The organism is Serratia sp. BW106 (genome assembly GCF_002607755.1).
GTDB classification, from domain to species: Bacteria; Pseudomonadota; Gammaproteobacteria; order Enterobacterales; family Enterobacteriaceae; genus Serratia; species Serratia proteamaculans.
Window position 1 is genome coordinate 72658 of the sequence record NZ_MCGS01000006.1, and the last position, 23826, is coordinate 96483.

Consider the following 23826-nt stretch of genomic DNA (forward strand, 5'->3'; position numbering starts at 1 on the left):
GATTGCGGTCGCCATTATGCGTCAGTTTTGTGACAGATTTATGAAATAAATAGCCATGAAAAAACCTGCCTGTTGTAGGCAGTAAGCATAGCGATTATTTCTAGTCACGCAGAAACATCATATTCCCTTTATAATCCCTGCCATTACTCTATCGCCCTGGGAGTGTCATGCGCCTGATCCACACCTCTGACTGGCATCTTGGCCAGTATTTTTTCACCAAAAGCCGCGCCGCCGAACATCAGGCTTTTCTGCGCTGGCTGATCGAGCAGATCGAACAACAGCAGGTGGATGCGCTGATCGTCGCCGGGGATCTGTTCGATACCGGCTCGCCGCCAAGTTATGCCCGCGAGCTGTATAACCGTTTTGTAGTCGAGCTGCAGCGCACCGGCTGCCAATTGGTTGTGTTGGGCGGCAATCACGACTCTGTGGCAACCTTAAATGAATCGCGTGAATTGCTTTCCTGCCTGAATACCACCGTGATTGCCAACGCACAGAGCGAAACCGAACAGCAAATCCTGGTGCTGAATCAGCGCGACGGCCAGCCGGGCGCGGTGCTGTGCGCCATCCCGTTCCTGCGCCCGCGCGATTTGCTCACCAGCCGCGCCGGGGAATCCGGGGTACAAAAACAGCAGGCGCTGCAAGAGGCCATCGCCGACCATTATCAAACGCTGTATCAGGCGGCCTGTGCACGCCGTGACGCGCTGGGCTTGCCCCTGCCGATTGTTGCCACCGGCCACCTGACCACCGTGGGCGTCACCACCTCCGACTCGGTGCGCGATATCTATATTGGTACGCTGGACGCCTTTCCGGCGCAGGCCTTCCCACCGGCCGACTACATCGCGCTGGGGCATATTCACCGTGCACAAAACGTCGCCAAATCCGAACATATTCGCTACAGCGGCTCGCCGATCCCCCTCAGTTTTGACGAGTTGGGCAAGGCCAAAAGCGTGTTTATGGTGGATTTCAGCGCGGGTGCCCTGCAACAGGTCAGCGCGCTGGAGATCCCCAGCTTCCAGCCCATGCAGCTTATCAAGGGCGATTTGGCGCAGATCGAGCAACAATTGCGGCAGTTCGCCGATTATCAGGGTGAATTACCGGTGTGGCTGGATATCGAAGTGGCAACGCAGGATTACCTTAGCGACATTCAGCGCCGCATCCAGCTCCTGGCCGATCAGCTGCCGGTAGAAGTGGTGCTGTTGCGCCGCAGCAAAGAACAACGCCGCCAGGCGATTGAACAGCAGGACAAAGAAACGCTAAACGAACTGAGTGTTAATGAGGTGTTCGAGCGGCGACTGGCGCAGGAGCCTGAAATGGCTGAAGAACGTCGGCAGCGAATGAGCCAAATGTTCCAGCAGGTGGTCGCGGCCGTTCAGCATAACGACCAGGAGCCGAGCCAATGAAAATTCTCAGCCTGAGATTAAAAAACCTCAATTCATTGCAGGGCGAATGGAAGATCGACTTCACCGCTGAACCCTTTGCCAGTAATGGGTTGTTCGCCATCACCGGGCCCACCGGCGCGGGCAAAACTACCCTGCTGGATGCCATCTGCCTGGCGTTGTACCACCAAACGCCGCGCCTTAACGTCACGCCAAGCCAAAACGAGCTGATGACGCGCCACACCGCCGAATCGCTGGCTGAGGTCGAATTTGAAGTTAAAGGCGTCGGCTACCGTGCTTTCTGGAGCCAACGACGCGCCAAAAATGCCCCGGACGGCAATTTGCAGGCACCAAAGGTCGAACTGGCGCTGCGTGAAGACGGCAAGATCCTGGCAGACAAAGTGCGCGACAAGCTGGATATGACCGCCGCGATCACCGGCTTGGATTTCGGCCGCTTTACCAAATCGATGATGCTGTCCCAGGGGCAGTTCGCCGCCTTCCTCAATGCCGACGCCAACGATCGCGCCGAACTACTGGAAGAACTGACCGGCACCGAGATCTACGGCCAGCTTTCCGAGCGGGTTTTCGAACAGCATAAGCAGGCCAAGGCCGACCTGGATGCACTGCACCAACGCGCCAGCGGCATTGAACTGCTGAATGACGAACAGCGTCAGCAACTGGAAAATCAGTTGGTTGAGCTGGGGACGCAGGAAAATACCCTTAGCGGACAGACCCGCCAGCAGCAGCAGGCGCTGAACTGGTTACAGCAGTGGCAACAGACGCAGCACAAGCAGCAGGAATACCAACGCCAGTTGAGCGCTGCACAGCAGGAACAGGCCGCGGCCGAACCGCAACTGCAGCAGTTAGCGCGCAGCGAACCGGCAGAAAAACTGCGACCGCTGCTTAACGAACGTAACCGCTGCCGCCACGATCAACAGGCGCTGCAACAGCAGGTCGCCCAGTTGACGCAGCAGCAGGCGCAACAGCTTGCCCAGATGGCGCCGTTGCAACAGGCGGTAGAACAAGCGCGCGCGCAACTGCAGGCGCATGTTGAATACCAGCAGACTCAGCAGCGTGTGATCGACGAGCAAGTGGTTCCGCTGGATAACCAGATCGCCCAGTGGCAAAAAACCCAGGCCGAACTGCAACAGGCCTGCACTAACGCCATCCAGCAATACGCACTGCAAAAAGCGGAGCTGGAAAAGCTCGAGCTTCAGCGAGCCCAGTTAACCGCACAGGCCGGACAGCATCAGGAAAAGCTTAACGGCCTCACCGCCGCGCTGGCAACGCAGCAACAGCGGCAAAATGCGCTGGAAGCCCAGTCCCCGTTGGCGGCGCTGCGTCAGCGTCAGACCGAATTGGCCGAGCTGCGTCCGGTGCGCCAGCAGTTATTCACCCTCTCCTCGCTGTTCAGTCAGGTCAGCGAGCGGCTGGAGCAACAGCGTAAAGAATTTGCCGCCCGGCAGATGCAACTCGGCAACCATGAAAAACAGCTCGAAGAGACGCGGCAGCAGTATAAACAACAAAAAGCCCACCAGTTGGACGTGGAGAAAGCCCTCGAGCTGGAACAGCGCATTGTCAGCCTGGAGGCCGAACGCGCTCGTCTGCAAACCGGTGAACCCTGTCCGCTGTGCGGTTCCAGCAGTCATCCGGCCATTGAGCAGTATCAGGCGGTAAAACCTTCTGAAACCGCATTACGCCTGGCCCAGATGCGCGTTACAACCGAGGCTTTGTATACTCAGGGCACCGAGTTGCGCACCCGTTGCGAAAGCCTGAAAGAACAGCAACAACGCCAACAGCAACTCATCGCGCAAGACGAGCAGCAGCTGGCCGCACACCTGCAGCAGTGGCAAACACTCAGCACACCGCTGGCGTTTGATTTTGCCCTGCAGGATGCCGAACGTCTGAGCCAGTGGCTGAACGCCTGCGACAGTGAAGAACGTCTGGGTCAGGCTGCTCTGCTGCAACACGAGCAGGCGTCGCGCGCCGTGCAACAGGCCAAAGACCAATTGGCCGCACTGCAAACACAACAGCAGCAGGCGCAACAAGATAAGGCGCGGCTGGACGAGCGTTTCACCCTGCTGGAGAAAAGCCACACCGAAGCCCAGTTGCAACAGCAGCGCTTGCAGCAGCAGTGGCAGGAAGGTGAACAAGCCCTCGGTGAGCAGCGTGCACAGCGGCTGGCCCTGTTTGGTGAACAGCAAATCACGCAGGTACGCGAACAGTTACGCGCCCGCCAGACGGCCTGTGAGCAGGCCAGCCAGCAGGCGGCCGAACAATGGCAGAAAGCCCAGGAGCAACGCGATCGTCTGAGCGGCCAGTTGGCCGTACTACAGCAGCAACTGCGGCAACAGACCGAACGGCTGCAGCAGGCAGAGCAAGAGTGGCTACAGGCGCTGGCCGCTAGTGAATTCAGCGACGAGGCCGCCTTTAGCGCCGCGCTGTTGGATGACCACCAGCGCCAGCAATTGCAACAGCGTAAAGAGCAGTTGCAACAGCGTCAGGTTGAAGCCAGCGCCCTGCTGGCCCAGGCCACAGACAGCCTGCAGCAGCACCAACAACAGCGCCCCGAAGGGCTGGATGAGAGTCAGGTCGATCCCCAGACCCTGAGCCAAAGTCTGGAAGCGCTGGCACAGCAGTTAAAAACCCTGCAGCTACGCCAGGGTGAGGTGCGCAATCAGTTAGAAAGCGATGCCGCACGCCGCATCAATCAGCAGTCGCTGTTTGAACAAATCAGTCAAAGCCAGAGCCAGTACGACGACTGGAGCTATCTCAACCAGCTCATCGGCTCCAAAGAGGGCGATAAATTCCGCAAGTTTGCCCAGGGGCTGACGCTCGATCACCTGGTGTATCTGGCGAATAACCAGCTTGGGCGGCTGCATGGGCGCTACCTGCTGCAACGCAAAACCAGCGACGCGCTGGAGCTGCAGGTGGTGGATACCTGGCAGGCGGATGCGCTGCGCGATACCCGCACCCTGTCCGGCGGTGAAAGCTTCCTGGTGAGCCTGGCGCTGGCATTGGCGCTGTCCGATCTGGTCAGCCACAAGACCAGCATCGACTCGCTGTTCCTCGACGAAGGCTTTGGCACGCTGGATGCAGAAACCCTGGATACCGCGCTGGACGCCCTCGACAGCCTGAACGCCTCCGGGAAAACCATTGGCGTGATCAGCCACGTTGAAGCCATGAAAGAACGCATTCCGGTGCAGATTAAGGTGAAAAAGGTTAACGGCCTCGGCATCAGCCGGCTGGAGCCGCAGTTCCGCCTGGAATAATGCTGCACTGACTAAGAAATGTGACCGCGGCGGCAGTCCGCGCTCAAAAGCATTGAGCCACTACGGACAAAGGTTATGATGCGGCTGATAACAGGATTGTTACTGTAGATATCCAAATACAGGCAAAACCTGACGTACGGGATCGCTCCTGTGCGTCAGGTTTTTTCGTTTTCAGCATGCTGAAACATCCGGGAATAGCCATGAAGATCGAAAAAATACTCAATAATAACGTGGTGATTACGCTGGACGATCGTCAGGAAGAAACGGTCGTCATGGGGAAAGGTATTGGTTTTAAAAAGAAGGCTGGCGATCCGCTGGACGAAAGCCTGATCGAGAAGATCTTCACCCTGAACGGCAGCGAAATGGCCGAGCGCTTTAAAACGCTGCTGTCAGAGATCCCGTTGGCCTGCGTGACCACCGCCGACAAGATCATCACCCTTGCCCGCCAGCGTCTGCCGGGTAAGTTGCACAACATCGTCTATATCACGCTGACCGATCATATCCACTTTGCGCTGCAGCGCCACGCGCAAGGACTGGACATTAAAAACGTGCTGCTGTGGGAAATCAAAAAACTCTACCCGGCGGAGTTTGCCGTCGGGCTGGAAGCGCTGGCGCTGATCGCTCAACGACTGGGCACCGCCCTGCCGGAAGATGAGGCCGGGTTTATCGCTCTGCACCTGGTCAACGCCCAACTGAATGACGAAATGCACAACACCCTGCACATCACCCGGGTGATGCAGGAGATCCTGAACATCGTCAAATATCACTTCCGTTTTGACTACAACGAAGAAGCCCTGAGCTATCACCGTTTTGTCACCCATCTGAAGTTCTTTGCGCAGCGCCTGCTGGGGAAAAACTACGTCGACAGCGACGACGATTCGCTCTATCAGGTAGTGAAAGAAAAGTACCGCGAGTCCTTCGCCTGCTCAGGCAAGATTAACCAACACATCGAAAAAAATTACCAGCACCAGCTCACCAGCGAAGAAATGATGTTCCTGACTATTCATATCGAACGGGTACGCAGCGAGAGCGAAGTGAAATAGATCTAGCGCCGGGCGTCAAACACCCGGATGCCATACTGCGGGAAAGCGGCATCGGCGGAAATCAACGTCAGCCCTTCGGCCTGCGCCTGGGCGATCAGCATGCGATCAAAAGGATCCTGATGATGCGGCGGCAATTGGCCCGCCTGCTGACCATGAAAGGCGGCCATCGGCAACGGCAGAAAATCTTCGGCATCAATTACCTCGAAAATGTCCTCCGGCAGCGCCAGCTTGCCCAACGCCCGCTTAATCGAAATCTCCCAAATGCTGGCCGCGCTGACGTACACCACATTACCGGGATCGGCGATCTGCCTTCTGGCGTTCTCCCCCAGGCTGGCGTCATCGATCAGCCACCACAGCAACGCATGGGTATCCAGCAGCAGACGTTTCATTCATCGCCCTCAAACAGCGCGGTGATATCTGCATCGCCATCATTAAAATTGTCCGGCACGGTAAACTTGCCCTTGGCGGCACCAGGCTTACGGGTTTGCCCCTTGATGGCCATCAGTTGAACATACGGCTTCCCTGCTTTCGCTATAATCACGGTCTCTCCCTGTGCGGCTTTATCCGCCAGTTGGCTCAGGTTGGATTTGGCTTCGTGCATATTGGCCTGGATAGGCATACGCGATCTCCTTAGCTAAGTTAGCTAAAGCATAGAGGGGAGTCTAATTTTTGTACAGAGAATTGATTAAAGCGCGAGCGGGCCCGCGCTTTTTTGCAACAGTTACAGCTGTGGCCACAACCAGGCCGCGCCGCGCACGCCGCTGGAGTCGCCGTGGACAGCCTTGCGGATCGGGGTTTCACATTCGCCGCCGAATACCCAAGATTTCACTAACTGCGGCACCCGCTGATACAGACGATCCACATTGCTCATCCCGCCGCCCAACACCACCACGTCCGGATCAAAAATATTGATCACGTGCGCCAGCGACTTCGCCAACCGCAGCTCGTAACGGCTGATGGCTTGCTCCGCCAACCTGTCCCCTTGCTCCACCAACGTCATGATTTCATGCCCTTTCAGCGGGTTGCCGCTCAAACGTGCATAGTCGGTGGCAAAACCGGTACCGGAGATAAAGGTTTCAATGCAGCCCTGCTTCCCACAGTAACAAGGGACCTCTGCGCGAAAACGCAGCTCGTCCTCATCCAACCACGGCAGCGGGTTATGCCCCCACTCGCCAGAGATCCCATTCCCGCCCGAGTGTGCCTGGCCGTTGATCGCCACTCCAGCACCGCAGCCGGTGCCGATAATCACCGCAAACACGGTTTGCTTGCTGGCGGCAGCGCCATCGGTGGCTTCCGATACCGCCAGACAGTTGGCATCGTTGGCAATACGGACTTCACGCGCCAGCATCGCTGACAGGTCTTTATCCAGCGGTTGGCCGTTGAGCCACACCGAGTTGGCGTTTTTGACCAGCCCGGTATAGGGCGACAGCGTGCCGGGAATGCCCACGCCGACCGAGCCCTGCTGGCCGGTATTTTCTTCTGCCAACTTCACCAGACCGGTAATCGCATCCAGCGTTTGCTGGTAGTCATGGCGCGGCGTGGCGATGCGATGGCGGAACAGTTCCTGCCCATCGTTAGCCAACGCGATCACTTCAATTTTGGTGCCACCCAGGTCGATACCAATGCGCACGATTTTTCTCCTCAATGCACCACAACGTTGCCACAGCCTAATATATTCAGTTACCAGGATCACTCAATCAGCGCCGAGTGTGACGGTGATGGCAATTTCCGCATCAGATCCACACCGACTACCGCTTATTAATTAGCCATCGGGTACACTGCAGTTAGCCAGTTAACTTATTGATAACATTTTCCGCATCATAAAATCCGGAGAGCAGCGATGAAACCTGCCATATTGATTGTCGATGACGACCCCGCTATCTGTCATCTGCTCTGCGACGTGCTCAATGAGCACGTATTTACCGTGCATGCCTGCCACCGGGGCAGCGAGGCGCTGGCACTACTCAACCAGCAGCCGGACATTGCGCTGGTGCTGCTTGATCTGATCCTGCCGGACACCAACGGCCTGCTGGTGTTGCAGCAGATCCACCGGCTGCGCCCGGATCTGCCGGTGGTGATGCTGACCGGCCTGGGCTCCGAGTCCGACGTGGTGGTCGGTCTGGAGATGGGGGCCGACGACTACATCGCCAAACCCTTTAACCCACGCGTAGTGGTCGCCCGCGCCAAGGCGGTATTACGTCGTACCGGTGCCTTGGCGCTGGAACCGGCCGCCGCCGGTCACAACAAACCCGAAGGCTGGCAGTTTAACGGCTGGTGCCTGGATACTGCCCGCTGCACCTTGCACAACCCACAGCGACAACCGGTCGATCTGACCCAGGGCGAATACGGCCTGCTGCTGGCGCTGGTGCAACATGCGCGCAAAGTACTGACCCGCGACCGCCTGTTGGAACTAACCCACAGCGAAACGCTGGAGGTGTTCGATCGCACCATCGACGTGCTGATCATGCGGTTACGACGCAAGATCGAGAGCAATCCACATCAGCCCGAATTGATCCGTACCATTCGCGGGCTGGGCTATGTTTTTGCCGCCGACGTCAGCCAACCGGTGGCTGTCGCCTGATATAATCCTGCAGTTCCGGCAAGGATCGTGCGCCATCGATCGCGTTGGCGCACAGTAAATTGAACCGCGCACAGGCATGTGCCAACTGCAACGTCACTACCAACGGCCAGTCTTCATGGCTGGCGTACAACACACCGGCGCAGAAAGCATCCCCGGCACCGACGCTGCCGACAATTTCGCTTTCACTGACACGCCAAGACGGCTGCCAGCACGCCTCTCCCCCTTGCTCGACACCGTATGCGCCTTCCGGGCAGTGGATCACCACTCGTCGCCGCACACCGGCCTGCAATAACTGTTCTGCCGCCTCGGCCATCAACTGCGGTTGCACCTCACCATTAGCCGCACGCAATGCCAGCCCGGTAAACTCACCGGCCTCCAGTTCGTTGATCACCAGATAATCCAGCCAGCGCAGTGCCGGTAACACCAGCGGGCGATAGCGTGGATCCCCCTGGCGCGACACCAGATCCAATGAAGTCTGGTAACCGCGCTGCTGCATATGTGCCAGCAGGCGGGCACTGCGAGTGCCGAATTCCTCATCCGGGCGATCCAGGCTGTCGAGCAGCAGCAGATAACCCAGATGGAAAATTTTATGCTCGCTGTCCAGTCCGTCAAAATCGGCCAGATCCAGACACCGATTGGCGCCCGGTGCGTGAAAAAACGTCCGTTGCCCGCCCGGTTCGGTCATCACCTGCGACATGGCGGTCATTGCCGTTTCGCTGCGCCGCACCAGGTCACTGTCGACCCGATGCTGAGCCAGCATCTGCAGGATGTAGTCACCATCCGCATCGCAGCCGATCAACCCGAGCGCCGCCAGCGGCAACCCGGTCTCCATGCGTGCCAATGTCAGCAGCACATTCAGTGGGGCACCGCCGGTGGCGCGTTGGCTGTGTTCAATCTCCACCAACCAGCCCGGCTGGGGCCAGTGAGCAATTTGATGCACATGATCCACCAGTATATTGCCGGCCGAAACAATGCCACGCCGGCTCATCACAACCGTCCGGCGCTGCCGAAAATATGCATCTGCTGCTGCACCACTTCGCTGATCGACTGCTCCACCGCCAGCAGCACTTCGGCAAATTCATCGTAAATCGCGTGGCGCTGCGTGATGCGCTGTTCAACCGCCCCCAGCGCTGCCTGCGACATGCCGGTATAGAAGTTGATTTTGTGAATGCCCAGGCCGATCGCACGTTTGAAATCGGCATCGCTGATGCCGGATCCGCCGTGCAGCACCAGCGGGATACCGGCCTGCTGCTGGATCGCCGCCAGCCGCTCAAAATCGAGCTTCGGCTCGCCTTTGTATTTGCCATGTGCATTGCCAATCGCCACCGCCAGCGCATCAATGCCGGTCAATTCGACAAACTCGCGCGCCCGCTGCGGATCGGTAAATTTGTTGCTGTCCGCCTCACCGTACAGCGCACCCCCTTCGTCACCGCCGACCGCCCCCAGTTCCGCCTCCACCGAGACGCCGACCGCGTGGCACATGCGTACCACTTCCTGCGTCTGACGTACGTTCTCTTCGTAGCTCAGGCCGGAGCCGTCGAACATCACCGAACTGAACCCCAGTCGCAGCACCTGCACCACCGCTTCGAAATGCAGGCCGTGATCCAGGTTCAACACCACCGGAATATCGTGCTGCGCCACTTCGCTTTTAATCGCCGCCACCAGGGATTCCAGCGAGACGTACTTAAAGTGCACTTCGGCAATATTGATAATAAAGGGCGATCGCGCCGCCTGCGCCGCGGCAAACAAGGCACGCAGAAAGTGGCTGTCGAGCACGTTGAACGCGCCCAGCGCATAACCGTGTTGACGAGCCTGCGCCAACCCCTGCGCCAGTGAAATCAATGCCATGCTGGTTCTCCTTAAGCGATAAAGCGCAAGTATTCGTGACACAGCAACCACTGCGGCGGCTGGTCTTCTTCAAGCTGGCTAAAACGACTGAGCGGCAGCAGGAAACGGTTGTCGTTGTCGTCATCGTTCACCGTCGACACTTCGCCCACCAATACGTCACCAAACCCCTCCTCGCCCCAGAAGCTGTGATAGATACCCGGCGTCAGGCAGATGCTTTCTCCCGGTGCCAGCCGCAGGCGCGAACCGGGGGCGTGGGTCTGTCGGCAGCCATCCAGCGTCACGGTCACCGCGCTATCGGCCAGCCCTTCCCGAAGGTCTGCGTTATACAGCTCGACGATCAGGTTGCCGCCACCACGGTTGATAATGTCTTCCCGCTTGCGCCAGTGGAAATGCATCGGCGTCACCTGCGCTTCGCGACAATGCATGATTTTCTCCGCGTAGCCTTTGGCGTAGGGTTGACCGCCGGGTGAACCGTTGCGCAGGGTAAATAGCGTTAACCCTTTGCGGGCAAAATCGTTGTCGCCAAATGCCGTGACGTCCCAACCCAGTTTCAGGTCAAACACTTCCTGCCACGGCTGGCGATCGAGCTGCTGCCAGACCGCTGGGCTAAAATGGGCAAACGGCGGCAGATGGACGTCGAAGCGGGCAAAAAAATGCTGGGTTTGCTGCAGGATTTGGTTCACGGCGGAACGGTTCATGGTGCCTCCGGAAGCGATAAGGAATGAGGGGCCCGATCGGGCAGGCCCCGCCGATAACAGGTTATTTCACCGTCCAGCCTTTGTAGCTGCCGATATTGTTTTTATCGATCATGGTTACCGGGATCAGTACCGGGCCGGTTGGCGCGGGTTTACCCTGCAGAATGTCGTAACCGATCTCGACCGCCTTGGCCGCCATCACCTGAGGATCCTGTGCCGGCGTCGCGACAAACAGCGATTTTCCGCCGCGCTTGAGCGCCTCTTCACCGTCCGGCGATCCATCTACGCCAACAATAAAGAATTCGCTGCGCTGCGCCTGCTTGGCGGCCAGATCGGCACCGATCGCCGTAGGATCGTTAATCGCGAACACCCCGTCGATCTTCGGATTGGCCGCCAACAGCGCGGTCATGATCTCCAGCCCACCTTCACGGCTGCCCTTGGCGTTTTGGTTATAAGACAGCAGTTTGATCTCCGGGTGTTTCTTCAGCTCGGTCATACAGCCTTCTACCCGGTTTTGCACGGCAGACACCGGCGGCCCGTTGATGATCACCACGTTGCCTTTCTCTTTCAGACGATCGCTGATGTATTTACAGGCCATCGCCCCGGCCTGGGTGTTGTCCGAGGTGATCGTGGCATCGGCCCCTTCGGCCGCCACGTCAACCGCCACCACCACGATACCGGCATCCTTGGCGCGTTTTACCGCCGGGCCGATGCCCTTGGAGTCTGCGGCGTTCAGGATGATCATATCGACCTTGGCAGCGATAAAGTTGTCGATCTGCGCCACCTGCTGGCCAAGATCGTAACCGCTCGACACCAGCGTCACGTTGACCTTGTCGCCGGCCAACTCACGCGCTTTCATTTCTGCACCCTTGGTGATCTGGACAAAGAACGGGTTGGCCAAATCGCCTACCGTCACCCCAATCGATTTCAACTCTTTTGCCTGCACCAACGAGGCACTGCCGAGCGCGGCGGTAACCAGTAAAGCAGTAATCAATGGCTTGAAACGCATAGTGTTTTCCTCATTATTTTCCGATCTACGAAAAATCTGCCCCGGTGGGCGCCAACCAACCTTTCTTTATCACCCAACCTACCCTATGGATTTCAAGTTGCAGCCAGGCGGCCAGCTAGTTCATCCCCAGGCGCTTACTTGAGTAAGTAGCTGGGGTGGGCTAGTGCAGGTAACAACGCTGCGGCTTGAAAGACGACGGGTAAGTTAGTGCTGGTAATTGCGGGTGCGGTACTTGTCTATCAGCACAGCTATGATGATCACCGCCCCTTTGATCACCAATTGCCAGAAGTATGAGACGCCCATCAGCGTCATGCCGTTGTTCAGGGTGGCGATAATCAGCGCCCCCACCAGCGTGCCGGTAATGGTGCCAATGCCGCCGACAAAGCTGGTGCCGCCCAGGATCACCGCAGCGATCGCGTCCAGCTCATAGCCCATGCCAAGGTTGCCGTTGGCGCTGTACAAGCGTGAGGCACTCATTATCCCCCCCAGCCCTGACAGCAAACCGCTCATGCCGTAGACGAACAGCAGTACCGCACCGACCTTGATCCCGGTCAGGCGCGCCGCCTGGATATTACCGCCCACCGCGTAGATATGGACGCCCAGGGTGGTGCGGCGCAGGATGAACCAGCACAGTGCGATCACCGCGAAGGCGATAATCACCAGCCAGGGGATCGGCCCCAGATAAGAGTTGCCGATCCATTCAAAACTGATATCGGAATTGATGATGGTGGTACCGTCGGCCAGCAAGTAAGCCGCACCGCGCAGGGCGGTATAGGTCCCCAGCGTGACAATAAACGGCGGCAGCCCGGCGTAAGCCACCAGAAAACCGTTAAACAGCCCCATGCCCAAACCGGCCAGCAGCGCCAGTGGGATCGACAACCCGGCCAGGCCCGGCATCAGTGAGACCGCCATCGCCACCACCGCGGTGGTACCCAGCATCGAGCCCACCGAGAGATCGATACCGCCGGTCAGGATGATGAAGGTCATACCCGCCGCCAATACGATGTTAATCGACGCCTGCCGGGCAATATTCAGCAGGTTGGCGTCGGTAAAGAAATTGGGCGCGACAAAGCCGAAAACCGCGACGATCAGGATCAAGATCGGCAAGATCCCGACGGTTTGCATCATATCGCCCAAAAATGCCCGTTTCAGCGTCGGATTTTTTGCGGCCGGTGGCAGCGGATTTGAAGTCATGACAGGCTCCTTGAGCGTAGGGATAGAATTATTCATGGCTGGCCGCCTTCAGGACAGGTTCGACGCCGGTAGCCAGCGTCATAATGCTCTCCTGACTGATCTCGCCGCCGCTCAGCTCCCCGGCAATGCTGCCTTCGTGCATCACGTAGACCCGGTCACTCATGCCGACCACCTCGGGCAGTTCACTGGATATCATCAGGATCGCCACTCCCTGCTGCGCCATCTGGCTCATAATGCGGTAAATTTCGCTTTTGGCGCCGACGTCAACGCCGCGTGTCGGTTCATCGAGGATCAGAATTCGCGGGCCGATCGCCACCCAGCGTGAAATCAGCAGCTTTTGCTGGTTGCCGCCGGACAGCCCACCGGCCCGTACCTGAGCATGCGGCACGCGGATATTCAGCAGGCCGATGGCATCGCTGGAAATACGCTGTGCCTTGCGGCGATTAAGCAGGCCATAGCGCCCGTCGCGCTCCAGCGTCGCCATAACGATATTTTCATGCGCCGCCAGATCGAGGAACAAGCCCTGCTCTTTGCGGTTTTCGGTGAGAAAACCGATGCCCAGCGCAATGGCGTCGCGCGGTGAATGGATATTGGCCGGTTTGCCGTCAATTTCTACCGTACCGCCGATCGGCTTGCGCACGCCGAAAATCAACTGCGCCAGTTCGGAACGCCCTGCCCCCACCAGCCCGGCAAGACCGACGATCTCTCCGGCTCGGACCTGCAGGCTGACCGGTTTCACTTTCTTGCCGTCGGTCAGCCCGTGTAGCGTCAGGCGCGGCTCACCCACGGCAATACCTTGTTCCTTGTTGAACAAATCGCTCAGTGGACGGCCCACCATCATGCGCACCAATTCGCTGGCCGACAGTTTGTCGCGCATCAGGCTACCGACGTACTGGCCGTCGCGCAGCACGCTAACGCGATCCGACAGCTCGTACACTTCCGCCATGCGGTGGCTGATGTAAATGATCGCCATTCCCTCATCGCGCAGACGTTTGATCAACTCAAACAGCCGATGCGTCTCACGCGAAGAGAGTGCCGCCGTCGGTTCGTCCATCACCAGAATACGGCTGTTGCGGTGCAGCGCGCGGGCGATTTCCACCTGCTGCTGTTCGGCGATGGTTAATTTCATCACCCGATCGCCGGCGCTGAACTGCGCGCCCAAACGATCGATCACCTTCTGTGCTTCCAGCAACATCTGCTGGCGCTTCACCAGGCCACCGCGCTGGATCTCGCTGCCCAGAAAAATGTTTTCCGCCACCGTCAGATTCGGCGCCAGATTCATTTCCTGATAAATCAGCGTGATGCCTGCTGCCAGGGCATCTTTTGGCCCTTTAATGGCAAACGGCTGCCCATCGATAAAAATTTCCCCGCTGCTGGCGATATAAGCGCCGGCCAATATTTTCATTAACGTGCTTTTACCCGCGCCGTTTTCACCCATCAGCGCGTGGATCTCACCGCTATAAACCGTCAGGTTGACGCCTTTCAGCGCATAGAACTGACCAAAACTCTTGGCGATGTTGTGCATTTCCAGAATCGGGGTTGCGCTCATCGTCATACCTCAGGTTGCGGTTCGGATTGAGTGCAGTTAACCACGCATAAATAAATGCAAAATGTCAGCGGCCGTTCATCTTTGTCATATTGTTAATGGAACGAGGATTTATACTGCGAACAGTCAGTTACGGGGGATACGATGCGCAGACTGCCTTTCCTTGCCGGTGCACGTGGGCGCCTGCTGATGTTCAACCTGTTGGTGGTGGCGGTGACGCTGATGGTCAGCGGCGTGGCGATCGTCGGTTTTAACCATGCGGGCAAACTGCAGGAACAGGTGCAGGCGCAGACGCTGAAAGAAATGAACGGCAGCATGGCGCTGAGCCGGGATACTTCGAACGTGGCGACCGCCGCCATCCGGCTTTCGCAGGTGGTGGGCGCGCTGGAGTACCAGAGCGAATCGGCCCGCCTGAAGCAGACCCAGTTGGCGCTGCAGGCCTCGCTCAGCCAATTGGCGGACGCTCCGTTGGCACACAGCGAGCCGGAACTGGTCCAGCGCATCATCAGCCGCAGCAACGCGCTGGAAACCAGCGTGACCCGTATGCTGGATCTCGGCCATGCGCGGCATCTGCAACGCAATATCCTGCTCAGCGGGCTGTATCAGTCACAGAGCACACTGCGGCATATCGCCAGCCTCAATCAGCGTAATAACCTGGACCAGCCTTCGCTGCCGCTGCTGAGCCAGATCGACCGACTGCTGGCGATCGCCATTCAAACCCCAACACCCAAGGCCGCCGCCCAACAGCTCGACAGCGTGATGGCCTACTGGCCGCAGCGCAGCCCGGATGCCCTGGTAGACGAGAAAATGCGGCAGTTTCGCGACAGTGAGCAGCGCCTGCTGCCCGAAACGCTGGAGCTGGAGCAAAGCGATCTGGCGCTGGCCTATTACACCTACCATATCAAAGCCCTGGTGGCGATGCTCAACGACGACATCAACCTTTACGTGCAGAAGGTGGCGGACGAGTCGGAGCTGCGCACCCACCAAACGCATCGTGAGCTCAGCTCCATCAGCTGGTTTATCGGCCTGTTCGCACTGTTGGCGCTGGTGATTACCGGCTTCGCCGGGCTGTATATCTACCGCAACCTCGGTTCGAACCTGACGGCGATCGCCGGTGCCATGACGCGGCTGGCGCGCGGTGAACGTGACGTCAGCGTACCGGCGTTGCAACGGCGTGACGAACTGGGCGAATTGGCGCGGGCATTCAACGTCTTTGCGCGTAATACTGCCTCGCTGGAACAGACCTCCCGCCTGCTGAAAGAGAAAAGCACCCAACTTGAAACCACCTTTTTGGCGATGCGCGACGGCTTTGCGCTGTTCGATAACGACGGCCAATTGGTGGTGTGGAACCCGCAGTATCCGTTGTTGCTGGGGCTCAACGAACACCAGTTACACCGTGGTCAGCACTACCGTGAGTTGCTGCAACACGTGACGCCACCGGCGGGCCAGCGTTGGGAAGCGGTACTGGCTAACCTGTCCAGCGAACTGCCGCAGCCACAGGAGCTGCGCCTGAGCGATGGCCGCACCGTCGAACTGCGCTTCAGCCCGGTGCCTAACCGTGGGGTGGTCAACGTGGTGCTGGAACGCACCGAACGCAAGGCGCTGGAAGAGGCGCTGCTGCACAGCCAAAAAATGAAGGCGGTCGGCCAGCTCACCGGCGGTCTGGCGCATGATTTTAACAACCTGCTGGCGGTGATCATCGGCAGCCTGGAACTGACCACCCAACAGACTCAGGATGCGCAGACCGAGCAGCGCATCGCCCGCGCGCTGAAGGCCGCCGAACGCGGTGCACAGCTTACCCAGCGGTTACTGGCCTTCTCGCGTAAACAGGCACTGCACCCGCAGGCCGTCACGCTGCAGTCACTGGTGGAGAATCTGCAGGAGCTGCTGCGTCACTCTCTGCCTACCACGCTGTCGCTGAGCATTGAGTCTCAGCGGCCCGGCTGGCCGGCGTGGGTCGATGCCAATCAGTTGGAAAACGCACTGATCAACCTGGTGGTCAACGCCCGGGATGCCATGGAAGGCCGTAGCGGCGTAGTGAAGATCCGCATCTACAACCAGCGGGTACAACGCAGCGGCGGCAAAAAGCAGGACATGGTGGCGCTGGAGGTGATCGACACCGGCTGCGGCATGTCGGAAGAGGTGAAGGCACAGGTGTTCGAGCCTTTCTTCACCACCAAGGCCGTCGGCAGTGGCAGCGGGCTGGGGTTGTCGATGGTGTACGGCTTTGTCCGCCAGTCCGGCGGTCGGGTGCAGATTGAGACCGCTCCGGGCGAAGGTACGCTGGTGCGTCTGCAACTGCCGCGAGCCCCTACGCCGGCCGTCGCGCAAGCGCCAACACTGCCGCCAGAGGAAAACGACGGCACCGACAATCTGGTGGTAGTGCTGGAAGATGAAAACGACGTGCGTCATACGCTGTGTGAGCACCTGCACCAGCTCGGCTACCTGACGCTGGACTGCGCGGAGAGCCATGAGGCGCTGACCCTGCTGCGCCAGACGCCGGATATTGGGGTATTGATCAGCGATCTGATGTTGCCGGGTGAACTGGATGGCGTGCAGGTGATTGGCCTGGCGCGAGAGATTAATCCGCATATCACCGCGCTGCTGATCAGCGGTCAGGATATACGCCGCCACCACGAAGACACACTGCCCAATGTGGAACTGCTGCGCAAGCCTTTCAGCCAGCGGCAACTGGCGCTGGCACTGCAACGGGCACGCCATTCAAACGCGGCCGGCGACGCAATTAGGAGGGAATGAGGCGATTTTTCGCCTCTGATTCGTTATTATGCCGCCCTGCTTTTGATGAATCAGCGTGCCAGACGCACGCCCAGCCAGGGATAACATTATGCTGTGGTTTAAGAATTTGATGGTTTACCGTTTGAGCCGCGAAGTGGCGTTAAACGCGGATGAAATGGAAAAACAGCTCAGCGCTTTTGCTTTCACCCCGTGCGGCAGCCAGGACATGGCGAAGACCGGCTGGGTTTCCCCGATGGGCTCACACAGCGAGTCACTGACGCATGCGGTTAACGGCCAGATCGTTATCTGCGCGCGCAAGGAAGAAAAAATCCTGCCGTCGCCGGTCATCAAACAAGAGTTGCAGGCCAAGATTGAACGCCTGGAAGGCGAACAGCACCGCAAGCTGAAGAAAACCGAGAAAGATGCGCTGAAAGATGAAGTGCTGCACAGCCTGTTGCCACGCGCCTTCAGCCGCTTTAACCAGACCTTTATGTGGATCGACACGGTAAACGACCTGATCATGGTTGATGCCGCCAGCGCCAAACGCGCGGAAGACACTCTGGCGCTGCTGCGCAAGAGCCTGGGTTCACTGCCGGTGGTGCCGTTGACCATGGAAAGCCCAATCGAACTGACGCTGACCGAATGGGTGCGTTCCGGCGAACTGCCGGCCGGATTTATCATTCAGGACGAAGCGGAGTTGAAAGCAATTCTGGAAGACGGCGGCGTGATCCGCTGCAAGAAACAGAACCTGATCAGCGATGAGATTGCGGTGCATATCGAAGCCGGCAAGCTGGTGACCAAGCTGGCAGTGGACTGGCAAGAGCGTATTCAGCTGGTGCTGGCAGACGACGGCTCACTGAAGCGTTTGAAATTTGCCGATACGCTGCGTGAACAGAATGACGATATCGATCGTGATGATTTCGCCCAGCGTTTTGACGCCGACTTTATCCTGATGACCAGCGAACTGGCGGCGTTAATCAAAAACACCATCGAAGCCTTGGGTGGCGAAGCCCAACGTTAATCCTGCCTGAAAATACCAAGGGCTCTGCATGCAGAGCCCTCAGACATTTGCGACCTGGGATATTGGGTACAACGTGGTGCTGAACCCCAGGGTTATTCTTCATCTTTTATTTTTAGAACATACTTTTTCCAGAAGCGGCTGGAAAGAAATGCATAAATCAATGTGAAGATAATAGACGCTAAAAAAGCTTTGATTAACGAGCTTGGGAAGGAAAGTTCTCTTATGTGTACGATTAAGTAGGTTGAAAAAGAAACTCCTGAAACGAACATTAATCGTTTTATTCTTTCCTGTTTCACAACTCACTCCTTTTGCTTAAGCGGAGATATTGCAATCTCTGAGTTTGATGGCAAAGTTGCCTTTGAACCCGAGATACTCGGGCCTAGCGCACCGAGGGGCACTCCGGCGGGCAAGCCGCTACGACCCCTTCGGCACGCTCTCCCTAATAACAAGCTTTGACAGTAGTCTGAGAGATTGTAATCTATCCTCCTGCATCATAAACAATTCCTTTTCATGATTTAATTAGTATAAATATGAAATTATTTTTAATGCTATTTATAAATGGTCTCAATACGTGTTGAGAAAAGATAATTAAAAACGGCTAGCAGTTATTCAGAAAATAGCATTGGCGGGAAAATAGAATGGTTTTCCTGGCCTGAAATATGGCACCAAGGGCTCTGCATGCAGAGCCCTGATTTATCACCAAAGGGTGAAAATTATTTACTTAAGTAACGGCACAGGTAGGCGGTAGCGTCAGCCACCTGCAGGTTGAACTCACTGTGGGCCGGCACGAAGAATTTCTCACCCGGCATAAACACCTGCCAGTCCGGCGAGCCCGGCAGCAACACTTTCAACGCTCCGGTAATCACGGTCATTTCTTCCGGCTGGGCGGTGGTAAAGGTGTACTCTCCCTCTTCCATAACACCGACGCTGGTAAGGCCGATGCTGCTACTATCGAAACCGATAGACTTCACTTTTCCGGCAAAATACTCGTTCACTTTCAGCATAGACTGACACCCGCGTAATCAACTTTATGGGAAATCCATATTGGGGGATTGCGGTTGATCTGTCACTGGTTTTTCTCACGAAATGCGATCGTGGCGCAGAGTAAAACTCTGCCGAGCAGTTGACCGTCAGCCCGCCGTTCTGGATCCACGGCCAAAAACACGCAGCGGCGCCCCCGACGGACCGCGAGATAAGATTTTATTAGCTTTTTTAATCAGTCTATTAGCTCTGCAGCCAGCTTGGCCACCAGCGCGTTGGACAACAGCACCGGTATTTCAAGCCGTGCCTGCAGGAAATCACGATGCTGGCGGTGATAACCGATACAGTCGAGCACCACTACCTGCGCCCCCTGCCGCTGCAGCTCGCACGCGGCCAACTCCAGTACCGCGTCATCCGCCAGATAAGGGCTGGCAACGGCGAAACAGGGCGGCGTCGCCAGTAACTGCCACTTGCCCGCCTGCTGGCTGATTTGCTCCGCCACCGGCACCACAATACCGACCCGATGCTGGCTGACAATGGCAGAAATCAGCGGTGGAATAATGCGATCCGGCTCCAATAACAGCGCCTGTTCTGCATGCAAGTGACCAAACTCCCCGGTGCACAACAGCAGGATCACCTCGCAACCCTCCGCTTCCAGCACATTGATTTTCTGCTGCAACCCCTGCTCAACCCGCGAGGCCGCCAATCTCACCTGTGTGCCGTCCAGCAGGCGTGAAACCAACACCTTCTCTCCGGCCTGCGGTGCGTAACCTTCGTCAATCTGGCGGGTATTCAGCCCGTCCAGCAACCCAACGTGCCTCACCTGCTCCGCGGGCAGATAGGCAGACAGCAACGGCATGATGTCGTTGCGCGGCGCCTGGCCGATAGTCAGCGTGGCAAATGAGGCATTCATCCGGTTATTTCCTTTTTTGCAGGTGGCTCAGGCTGCCGTACAGCGCCAGCAGCTGCGCATATTCGTCGACCTGATAAAAATGACAGGTACCGCGCCCGAACTCTTTCGCCACTTCCACCGCAAACTTAACGGTTAGCGCAATATCCACTTCATGGCTGGCACCGGTACCGCAGCCCGGCACCACCGACTCGGTACAAATCGCCACGCCAACCACCGGTGCAGAGGTCGCGGTAGAAGGCTGCAGAATGCTGTTCAGATGATGCACCCCGTTGCCGTACGGCGTAATGTCCTGGGTGGTGATCGGGAAGGTCACCGCCGGGCGACCGCTGGTCATCTCCATAATCCGCAGCAGATCTTCCGCCACCCGCAGGATGTAGCCTTCCTTCACCGTCGGTGACAACGCATAACCTTTGTGGTTGATGATGCGATTGCCCTTGGTGGTGTCGATGGACAAAATCGCATCGACCTCCGCCACCACTTCATTATCGTTCATCGTCACGTCATCGATCGGTGAATCCATAAAATCGACCGGATCGTGCGGACGAGTGGGCGCATCTGGACAAATATGGGTGGTGATGATCACATCGCCCGCCAGCACATCGCCCTTGCGCTGCATTTCCGCCAGTTTCAGTGCACTGGCAATCGCAGCGATCGCCCCGTCGCCGTCGGATACCAGGCCAATACGCGTTGGCCGCGCACCGATGCCGCCCAATCGGCCGATGATGCCCAACGTCGGCGCATCGCCACCCTGGCTTTTACCGGCGCTGCCGGGGATCTCAATGCGCACGAAGTCGGTCGCACCTTTCGGCCCGCTGGCGCGCAGCGTGCTGGCCCGGATGCCGGGATACGACGTGAACAGATCGACGACCTCCTGACCGCTCGCGTAAGCACTATCAATTAATTCAAAGACCTGCAGCGTTTGTTGCAAACTCATAATGGGTTGACCTCACAATTTAACCGGATGGGTTATTTCCCTTTGCTGGAAAAAATGGAATTGAAGAAGCTGTACAGCGCGTCACCGGCGATAAAACCGGCTGCCATGATCTCCATCGGCGTGCGGCCCTTGTCACCCCAGCGGCGAATAATCAGGATGCGCAGCGCAATACCGACGAGCACGGCCCAACCCGCCAACGCGTTATTGATCAACAGGCCGGTGGCCAACAGCACACCGAGCTGACGCTTGGGTCCGCCAATCCACTGTACGATGGCACCGGGGATCGCCCAGATCAGCAGGCTGTAGGCAATGCCCGGCTGGGCCCCCGCCTCGATGGTTTTGGCATACACCCGTGCAACCGGCGGGATCAGATCCTGCAGGAAGTAGCTGGTGTAAGCGAAGTACACCACCGGGATGGCGACGACAAAGGCGATCAATGCGGCAAACAACTGAATGCGACGTCCCAGCAGCTCCTGCTGCAGGTCTTTGCCGTAGCCGCGCAGAATGAAGCCGGCTTTCAGATCAAAACCCATGTCGGCGAATGCCGGGCCGGTGGCGGCGGTAAACCCGGTCAGCACGCACAGCGCCAACGGTGGGAAACCAATCAGAATGCCGATAATCAGGGTAATCAGCGCCACCGCAAAGGCCGGAAACCAGCCGGAATGCATCGCGGCAATGCCGACGATCAACTCATGCACGAAGGCGGCAAACGCGGCGTAAATCACAAACAACACCAGCATGCCCAGCGACATCTCGCTGTACAGCCCAGCGGCCAATGCCAGCAGCGCCGCAATAACGATATAGCCCACCGCGCCCAACCCCAGCGCCTTGCGGACTTCGCTGTCGTCCCGGCTGAAACCGGCGGTGTCCGTGTGTTTGCTGCGGATCACCTGCACCACCTGGATCAACGCCACCAGCCCGGCACCGACCATCACTCCGTGAGGGATGAAATTCGCATTGATGTCGAAACCCGCCATCGGTTCTGCGTAGGCTCGCAACAACAGGCCAACACCAAACATACCCAATGCCCAGATATTGCCGATAAACGCGGTACCAAACGCCGCCATCGGGATTTTAAGCATCGAACCGGCGATACCTACCGCCACGCCTACCACCAACAGCCAGGCCTGTTTACCGCCCCGGTCACCGGCCTTAATGGCTTCCGCCGCCGCGACGCCCGGTGGCCAGGCATTGGCCGCAGGAAAGATTTTGGTGTCAAACATGCGATACAGCAGGTAGGCGTCCAGCAACATCGCCGCAGCCACCCCGCAAAACATCGGCAGGATCAGCTGCGGTTGCCCCATCACATAAGGCACGGCAATCGGCATCAGCAATGAGTTGGCAGCGCCAAAGGTAGCGGAAGAGATCACCGTCTGCGCCAGGTTTTGCGTATGCACCGAGCGGTAACGCTGGAACATTTGCAGCGGAATACGCGCCAACAACATGGCGAGTAACGCGCCAATGATCGACGTGTTGGGCGTAACCCCCAGCGTGGTGATCAACTGCACGCCGATAATTGCGCCGACGATGGACAGCAGCACCATCACCAGCAGGGTGCCAATATCTTTCAACGGATTGATGCTGCTATTTGGTTTCATCGTTTTAATTTCCCTGAATATTCCCTGGCGTTTGACCACGTTAATTTCGGCATAAAGCGGCCATCGCAGTTCCAAATATTGGAACTGCGAATGAAATTAAAGAGTTATTACCCATAACGCTAAGTGAGATAATTAAGAAATTCCCTGGTGTTGGTTTTCTTTAATTATCGGGTGCTGACGAACTGTTTCGGTGTGTTATTTGATCTGTTGCCAATAATCATCACCGAGTTTTTCCGCCAATTGCCGGGATACTGTCATTAATGCCTCCAGCACGCCGGGTGAATACGGCTGTTCTTCCGCCTGCGTGGGGAAAGACAAGCACAGACCGACCGTTTCATTACGGTGTTTGTTAGTCACCGCAGTCGCCAGCGAACTGATGCCTTGCAGGGTTTCGTTGCGCGCCAGGGACCAGCCCTGCCGCCGGATCTGCGCCAGCTTATTCAATAACGCCTCCAGCGTTTGCGGAGCGTTAGGTGAAGCCGCACGGTAGCCGGCCGTAAAACGCGCTATCACCTGTTCATCGCTGTCACGCGCCAATATCGCCCGGCCCACCGAGGTTTCCGCCACCGGTGAACGGCTGCCTGCCGGCGTCACCACCTGGAGGAAATGGCGGCCAGGGAACATGCGCATCACCATGATTTCCTGCGCCTCCAGCACCGAGACATAACCCGTGCAGTGGGTCTGTTGACTGAGCTGCACCATGTTGGCTGCCACGCTGTCGACCAACGGCGTCGACAGATAGTGACTGGAGACTGATAACAACAAACGGCCAATTTTATACAGCTTGCTGTCAGCATCCCGTTCCAGCATGCCCTGGATTTCCATAGTCTGCAGCAGGCGTGATGCGGTGCTTTTTGGCAACGCCAATTGATTCACCACATCACTGAATGAAATACCGGACTGACCGTGCATCATTCGCTGTTGTGAAAATAACTTTAATACCGCAGCAGCATTTTCCAGTGTTGTCATGATGCGCCTTGTTCCACTATATGGAACTTAGTTCCTGTTTGATAATAAGAAACTAAAACTCGTACAACTTATCGTCAAGCAGTTTATTTTGGCTTTGTTGAATAAATCAG

At 57.5% G+C, this 23826-nt stretch carries 21 protein-coding genes; 6 read left to right on the forward strand and 15 right to left on the reverse strand.

The window, feature by feature from the left end; genetic code table 11:
* Positions 1-167 precede the first annotated feature (167 nt).
* The 3 genes from sbcD (at position 168) to licT (ending at position 5691) form a co-directional block, all read left to right on the forward strand.
* Entirely contained in the window at positions 168-1400 is a 1233-nt protein-coding gene (gene sbcD, locus BEI65_RS04590) for an exonuclease subunit SbcD (RefSeq protein WP_099062317.1), read from the forward strand.
* Positions 1397-4648, forward strand: coding sequence for an exonuclease subunit SbcC (gene sbcC / locus BEI65_RS04595; protein ID WP_099062318.1), 3252 nt, complete (start codon positions 1397-1399; stop codon positions 4646-4648). Before sbcD ends, sbcC begins: the two co-directional genes overlap by 4 nt.
* A 200-nt stretch (positions 4649-4848) precedes the next feature.
* Positions 4849-5691, forward strand: a complete 843-nt coding sequence (gene licT / locus BEI65_RS04600) for a BglG family transcription antiterminator LicT (protein ID WP_099062319.1) — start codon at positions 4849-4851, stop codon at positions 5689-5691.
* Between the two features lie 2 nt (positions 5692-5693).
* On the opposite strand, the gene BEI65_RS04605 is transcribed toward licT, so the two are convergent.
* The 3 genes from BEI65_RS04605 to mak all read right to left on the reverse strand — a co-directional run bounded on the left by BEI65_RS04605 (position 5694) and on the right by mak (position 7321).
* Positions 5694-6080 carry a type II toxin-antitoxin system VapC family toxin gene (locus tag BEI65_RS04605; protein WP_085115413.1) on the reverse strand — a complete coding sequence of 129 codons (387 nt, stop codon included), beginning with the start codon at positions 6078-6080 and terminating at the stop codon, positions 5694-5696.
* Positions 6077-6310: a type II toxin-antitoxin system Phd/YefM family antitoxin gene (locus tag BEI65_RS04610; RefSeq protein WP_099062320.1), complete on the reverse strand. Its 234-nt coding sequence runs from the start codon at positions 6308-6310 to the stop codon at positions 6077-6079. Before BEI65_RS04610 ends, BEI65_RS04605 begins: the two co-directional genes overlap by 4 nt.
* A 102-nt stretch (positions 6311-6412) precedes the next feature.
* The gene (mak, locus tag BEI65_RS04615; protein WP_099062321.1) at positions 6413-7321 is read right to left on the reverse strand and encodes a fructokinase; all 909 of its coding nucleotides are present in this window, start codon (positions 7319-7321) and stop codon (positions 6413-6415) included.
* A 210-nt stretch (positions 7322-7531) separates the two neighbouring features.
* Here mak and BEI65_RS04620 point away from each other — a divergent pair, with 210 nt between their 5' ends.
* Complete coding sequence (locus BEI65_RS04620; protein ID WP_099062322.1) at positions 7532-8272, forward strand: response regulator; 741 nt, start codon at positions 7532-7534, stop codon at positions 8270-8272.
* Here the strand turns inward: BEI65_RS04620 and BEI65_RS04625 are convergent.
* The 6 genes from BEI65_RS04625 to BEI65_RS04650 form a co-directional block, all read right to left on the reverse strand.
* Positions 8247-9260: a carbohydrate kinase family protein gene (locus BEI65_RS04625; protein ID WP_099062323.1), complete on the reverse strand. Its 1014-nt coding sequence runs from the start codon at positions 9258-9260 to the stop codon at positions 8247-8249. The genes BEI65_RS04620 and BEI65_RS04625 overlap by 26 nt on opposite strands.
* Positions 9260-10120: a ketose 1,6-bisphosphate aldolase gene (locus BEI65_RS04630; RefSeq protein ID WP_099062324.1), complete on the reverse strand. Its 861-nt coding sequence runs from the start codon at positions 10118-10120 to the stop codon at positions 9260-9262. The genes BEI65_RS04625 and BEI65_RS04630 overlap by 1 nt, the downstream gene beginning before the upstream one ends.
* Before the next feature lie 11 nt (positions 10121-10131).
* A complete protein-coding gene (locus BEI65_RS04635; RefSeq protein WP_099062325.1) occupies positions 10132-10818 on the reverse strand; it encodes a D-lyxose/D-mannose family sugar isomerase in 687 nt (228 codons plus the stop codon).
* A 61-nt stretch (positions 10819-10879) separates the two neighbouring features.
* Complete coding sequence (locus BEI65_RS04640; protein ID WP_085115406.1) at positions 10880-11824, reverse strand: ABC transporter substrate-binding protein; 945 nt, start codon at positions 11822-11824, stop codon at positions 10880-10882.
* Positions 11825-12028: 204 nt separating this feature from the next.
* On the reverse strand, positions 12029-13018 hold the full coding sequence (locus tag BEI65_RS04645; protein WP_099062326.1) for a ribose ABC transporter permease: 990 nt from the start codon (positions 13016-13018) through the stop codon (positions 12029-12031).
* 28 nt (positions 13019-13046) lie between these two features.
* The gene (locus BEI65_RS04650; RefSeq protein ID WP_099062327.1) at positions 13047-14567 is read right to left on the reverse strand and encodes a sugar ABC transporter ATP-binding protein; all 1521 of its coding nucleotides are present in this window, start codon (positions 14565-14567) and stop codon (positions 13047-13049) included.
* A 141-nt stretch (positions 14568-14708) separates the two neighbouring features.
* On the opposite strand from BEI65_RS04650, the gene BEI65_RS04655 reads away from it, so the two are divergent.
* Together BEI65_RS04655 and rdgC are read left to right on the forward strand one after the other, a co-directional pair.
* Positions 14709-17321: an ATP-binding protein gene (locus BEI65_RS04655; RefSeq protein ID WP_099062328.1), complete on the forward strand. Its 2613-nt coding sequence runs from the start codon at positions 14709-14711 to the stop codon at positions 17319-17321.
* 88 nt (positions 17322-17409) lie between these two features.
* Positions 17410-18321: a recombination-associated protein RdgC gene (gene rdgC, locus BEI65_RS04660; RefSeq protein WP_012005468.1), complete on the forward strand. Its 912-nt coding sequence runs from the start codon at positions 17410-17412 to the stop codon at positions 18319-18321.
* A gap of 92 nt (positions 18322-18413) precedes the next feature.
* Here the strand turns inward: rdgC and BEI65_RS04665 are convergent, their stop codons facing one another.
* The 6 genes from BEI65_RS04665 to BEI65_RS04690 form a co-directional block, all read right to left on the reverse strand.
* Positions 18414-18617, reverse strand: a complete 204-nt coding sequence (locus tag BEI65_RS04665; RefSeq protein ID WP_099062329.1) for a hypothetical protein — start codon at positions 18615-18617, stop codon at positions 18414-18416.
* Between the two features lie 417 nt (positions 18618-19034).
* A complete protein-coding gene (gene ppnP, locus BEI65_RS04670; protein WP_099062330.1) occupies positions 19035-19325 on the reverse strand; it encodes a pyrimidine/purine nucleoside phosphorylase in 291 nt (96 codons plus the stop codon).
* Between the two features lie 212 nt (positions 19326-19537).
* A complete protein-coding gene (locus BEI65_RS04675) occupies positions 19538-20215 on the reverse strand; it encodes an AroM family protein (RefSeq protein WP_099062331.1) in 678 nt (225 codons plus the stop codon).
* A gap of 4 nt (positions 20216-20219) precedes the next feature.
* Positions 20220-21149: a DUF1177 domain-containing protein gene (locus BEI65_RS04680; protein WP_099062332.1), complete on the reverse strand. Its 930-nt coding sequence runs from the start codon at positions 21147-21149 to the stop codon at positions 20220-20222.
* A 32-nt stretch (positions 21150-21181) separates the two neighbouring features.
* Positions 21182-22747 (reverse strand): OPT/YSL family transporter, encoded by a 1566-nt coding sequence (locus BEI65_RS04685; protein ID WP_099062333.1) that lies wholly within the window; start codon positions 22745-22747, stop codon positions 21182-21184.
* 195 nt (positions 22748-22942) lie between these two features.
* Positions 22943-23716 carry an IclR family transcriptional regulator gene (locus tag BEI65_RS04690; RefSeq protein WP_099062334.1) on the reverse strand — a complete coding sequence of 258 codons (774 nt, stop codon included), beginning with the start codon at positions 23714-23716 and terminating at the stop codon, positions 22943-22945.
* Positions 23717-23826: the final 110 nt, after the last annotated feature.

What these genes read in the sequence shown, in the direction of transcription:
- BEI65_RS04625 (WP_099062323.1), bottom strand. Translation starts at nt 9,260, where the DNA reads ATGAGCCGGCGTGGCATTGTTTCGGCCGGCAATATACTGGTGGATCAT.
- BEI65_RS04645 (WP_099062326.1), bottom strand. Translation starts at nt 13,018, where the DNA reads ATGACTTCAAATCCGCTGCCACCGGCCGCAAAAAATCCGACGCTGAAA.
- rdgC (WP_012005468.1), top strand. Translation starts at nt 17,410, where the DNA reads ATGCTGTGGTTTAAGAATTTGATGGTTTACCGTTTGAGCCGCGAAGTG.
- BEI65_RS04630 (WP_099062324.1), bottom strand. Translation starts at nt 10,120, where the DNA reads ATGGCATTGATTTCACTGGCGCAGGGGTTGGCGCAGGCTCGTCAACAC.
- ppnP (WP_099062330.1), bottom strand. Translation starts at nt 19,325, where the DNA reads ATGCTGAAAGTGAACGAGTATTTTGCCGGAAAAGTGAAGTCTATCGGT.
- BEI65_RS04635 (WP_099062325.1), bottom strand. Translation starts at nt 10,818, where the DNA reads ATGAACCGTTCCGCCGTGAACCAAATCCTGCAGCAAACCCAGCATTTT.
- sbcC (WP_099062318.1), top strand. Translation starts at nt 1,397, where the DNA reads ATGAAAATTCTCAGCCTGAGATTAAAAAACCTCAATTCATTGCAGGGC.
- BEI65_RS04680 (WP_099062332.1), bottom strand. Translation starts at nt 21,149, where the DNA reads ATGAGTTTGCAACAAACGCTGCAGGTCTTTGAATTAATTGATAGTGCT.
- BEI65_RS04650 (WP_099062327.1), bottom strand. Translation starts at nt 14,567, where the DNA reads ATGAGCGCAACCCCGATTCTGGAAATGCACAACATCGCCAAGAGTTTT.
- sbcD (WP_099062317.1), top strand. Translation starts at nt 168, where the DNA reads ATGCGCCTGATCCACACCTCTGACTGGCATCTTGGCCAGTATTTTTTC.
- licT (WP_099062319.1), top strand. Translation starts at nt 4,849, where the DNA reads ATGAAGATCGAAAAAATACTCAATAATAACGTGGTGATTACGCTGGAC.
- BEI65_RS04640 (WP_085115406.1), bottom strand. Translation starts at nt 11,824, where the DNA reads ATGCGTTTCAAGCCATTGATTACTGCTTTACTGGTTACCGCCGCGCTC.
- BEI65_RS04605 (WP_085115413.1), bottom strand. Translation starts at nt 6,080, where the DNA reads ATGAAACGTCTGCTGCTGGATACCCATGCGTTGCTGTGGTGGCTGATC.
- BEI65_RS04610 (WP_099062320.1), bottom strand. Translation starts at nt 6,310, where the DNA reads ATGCCTATCCAGGCCAATATGCACGAAGCCAAATCCAACCTGAGCCAA.
- BEI65_RS04655 (WP_099062328.1), top strand. Translation starts at nt 14,709, where the DNA reads ATGCGCAGACTGCCTTTCCTTGCCGGTGCACGTGGGCGCCTGCTGATG.
- BEI65_RS04690 (WP_099062334.1), bottom strand. Translation starts at nt 23,716, where the DNA reads ATGACAACACTGGAAAATGCTGCTGCGGTATTAAAGTTATTTTCACAA.
- BEI65_RS04620 (WP_099062322.1), top strand. Translation starts at nt 7,532, where the DNA reads ATGAAACCTGCCATATTGATTGTCGATGACGACCCCGCTATCTGTCAT.
- BEI65_RS04675 (WP_099062331.1), bottom strand. Translation starts at nt 20,215, where the DNA reads ATGAATGCCTCATTTGCCACGCTGACTATCGGCCAGGCGCCGCGCAAC.
- BEI65_RS04685 (WP_099062333.1), bottom strand. Translation starts at nt 22,747, where the DNA reads ATGAAACCAAATAGCAGCATCAATCCGTTGAAAGATATTGGCACCCTG.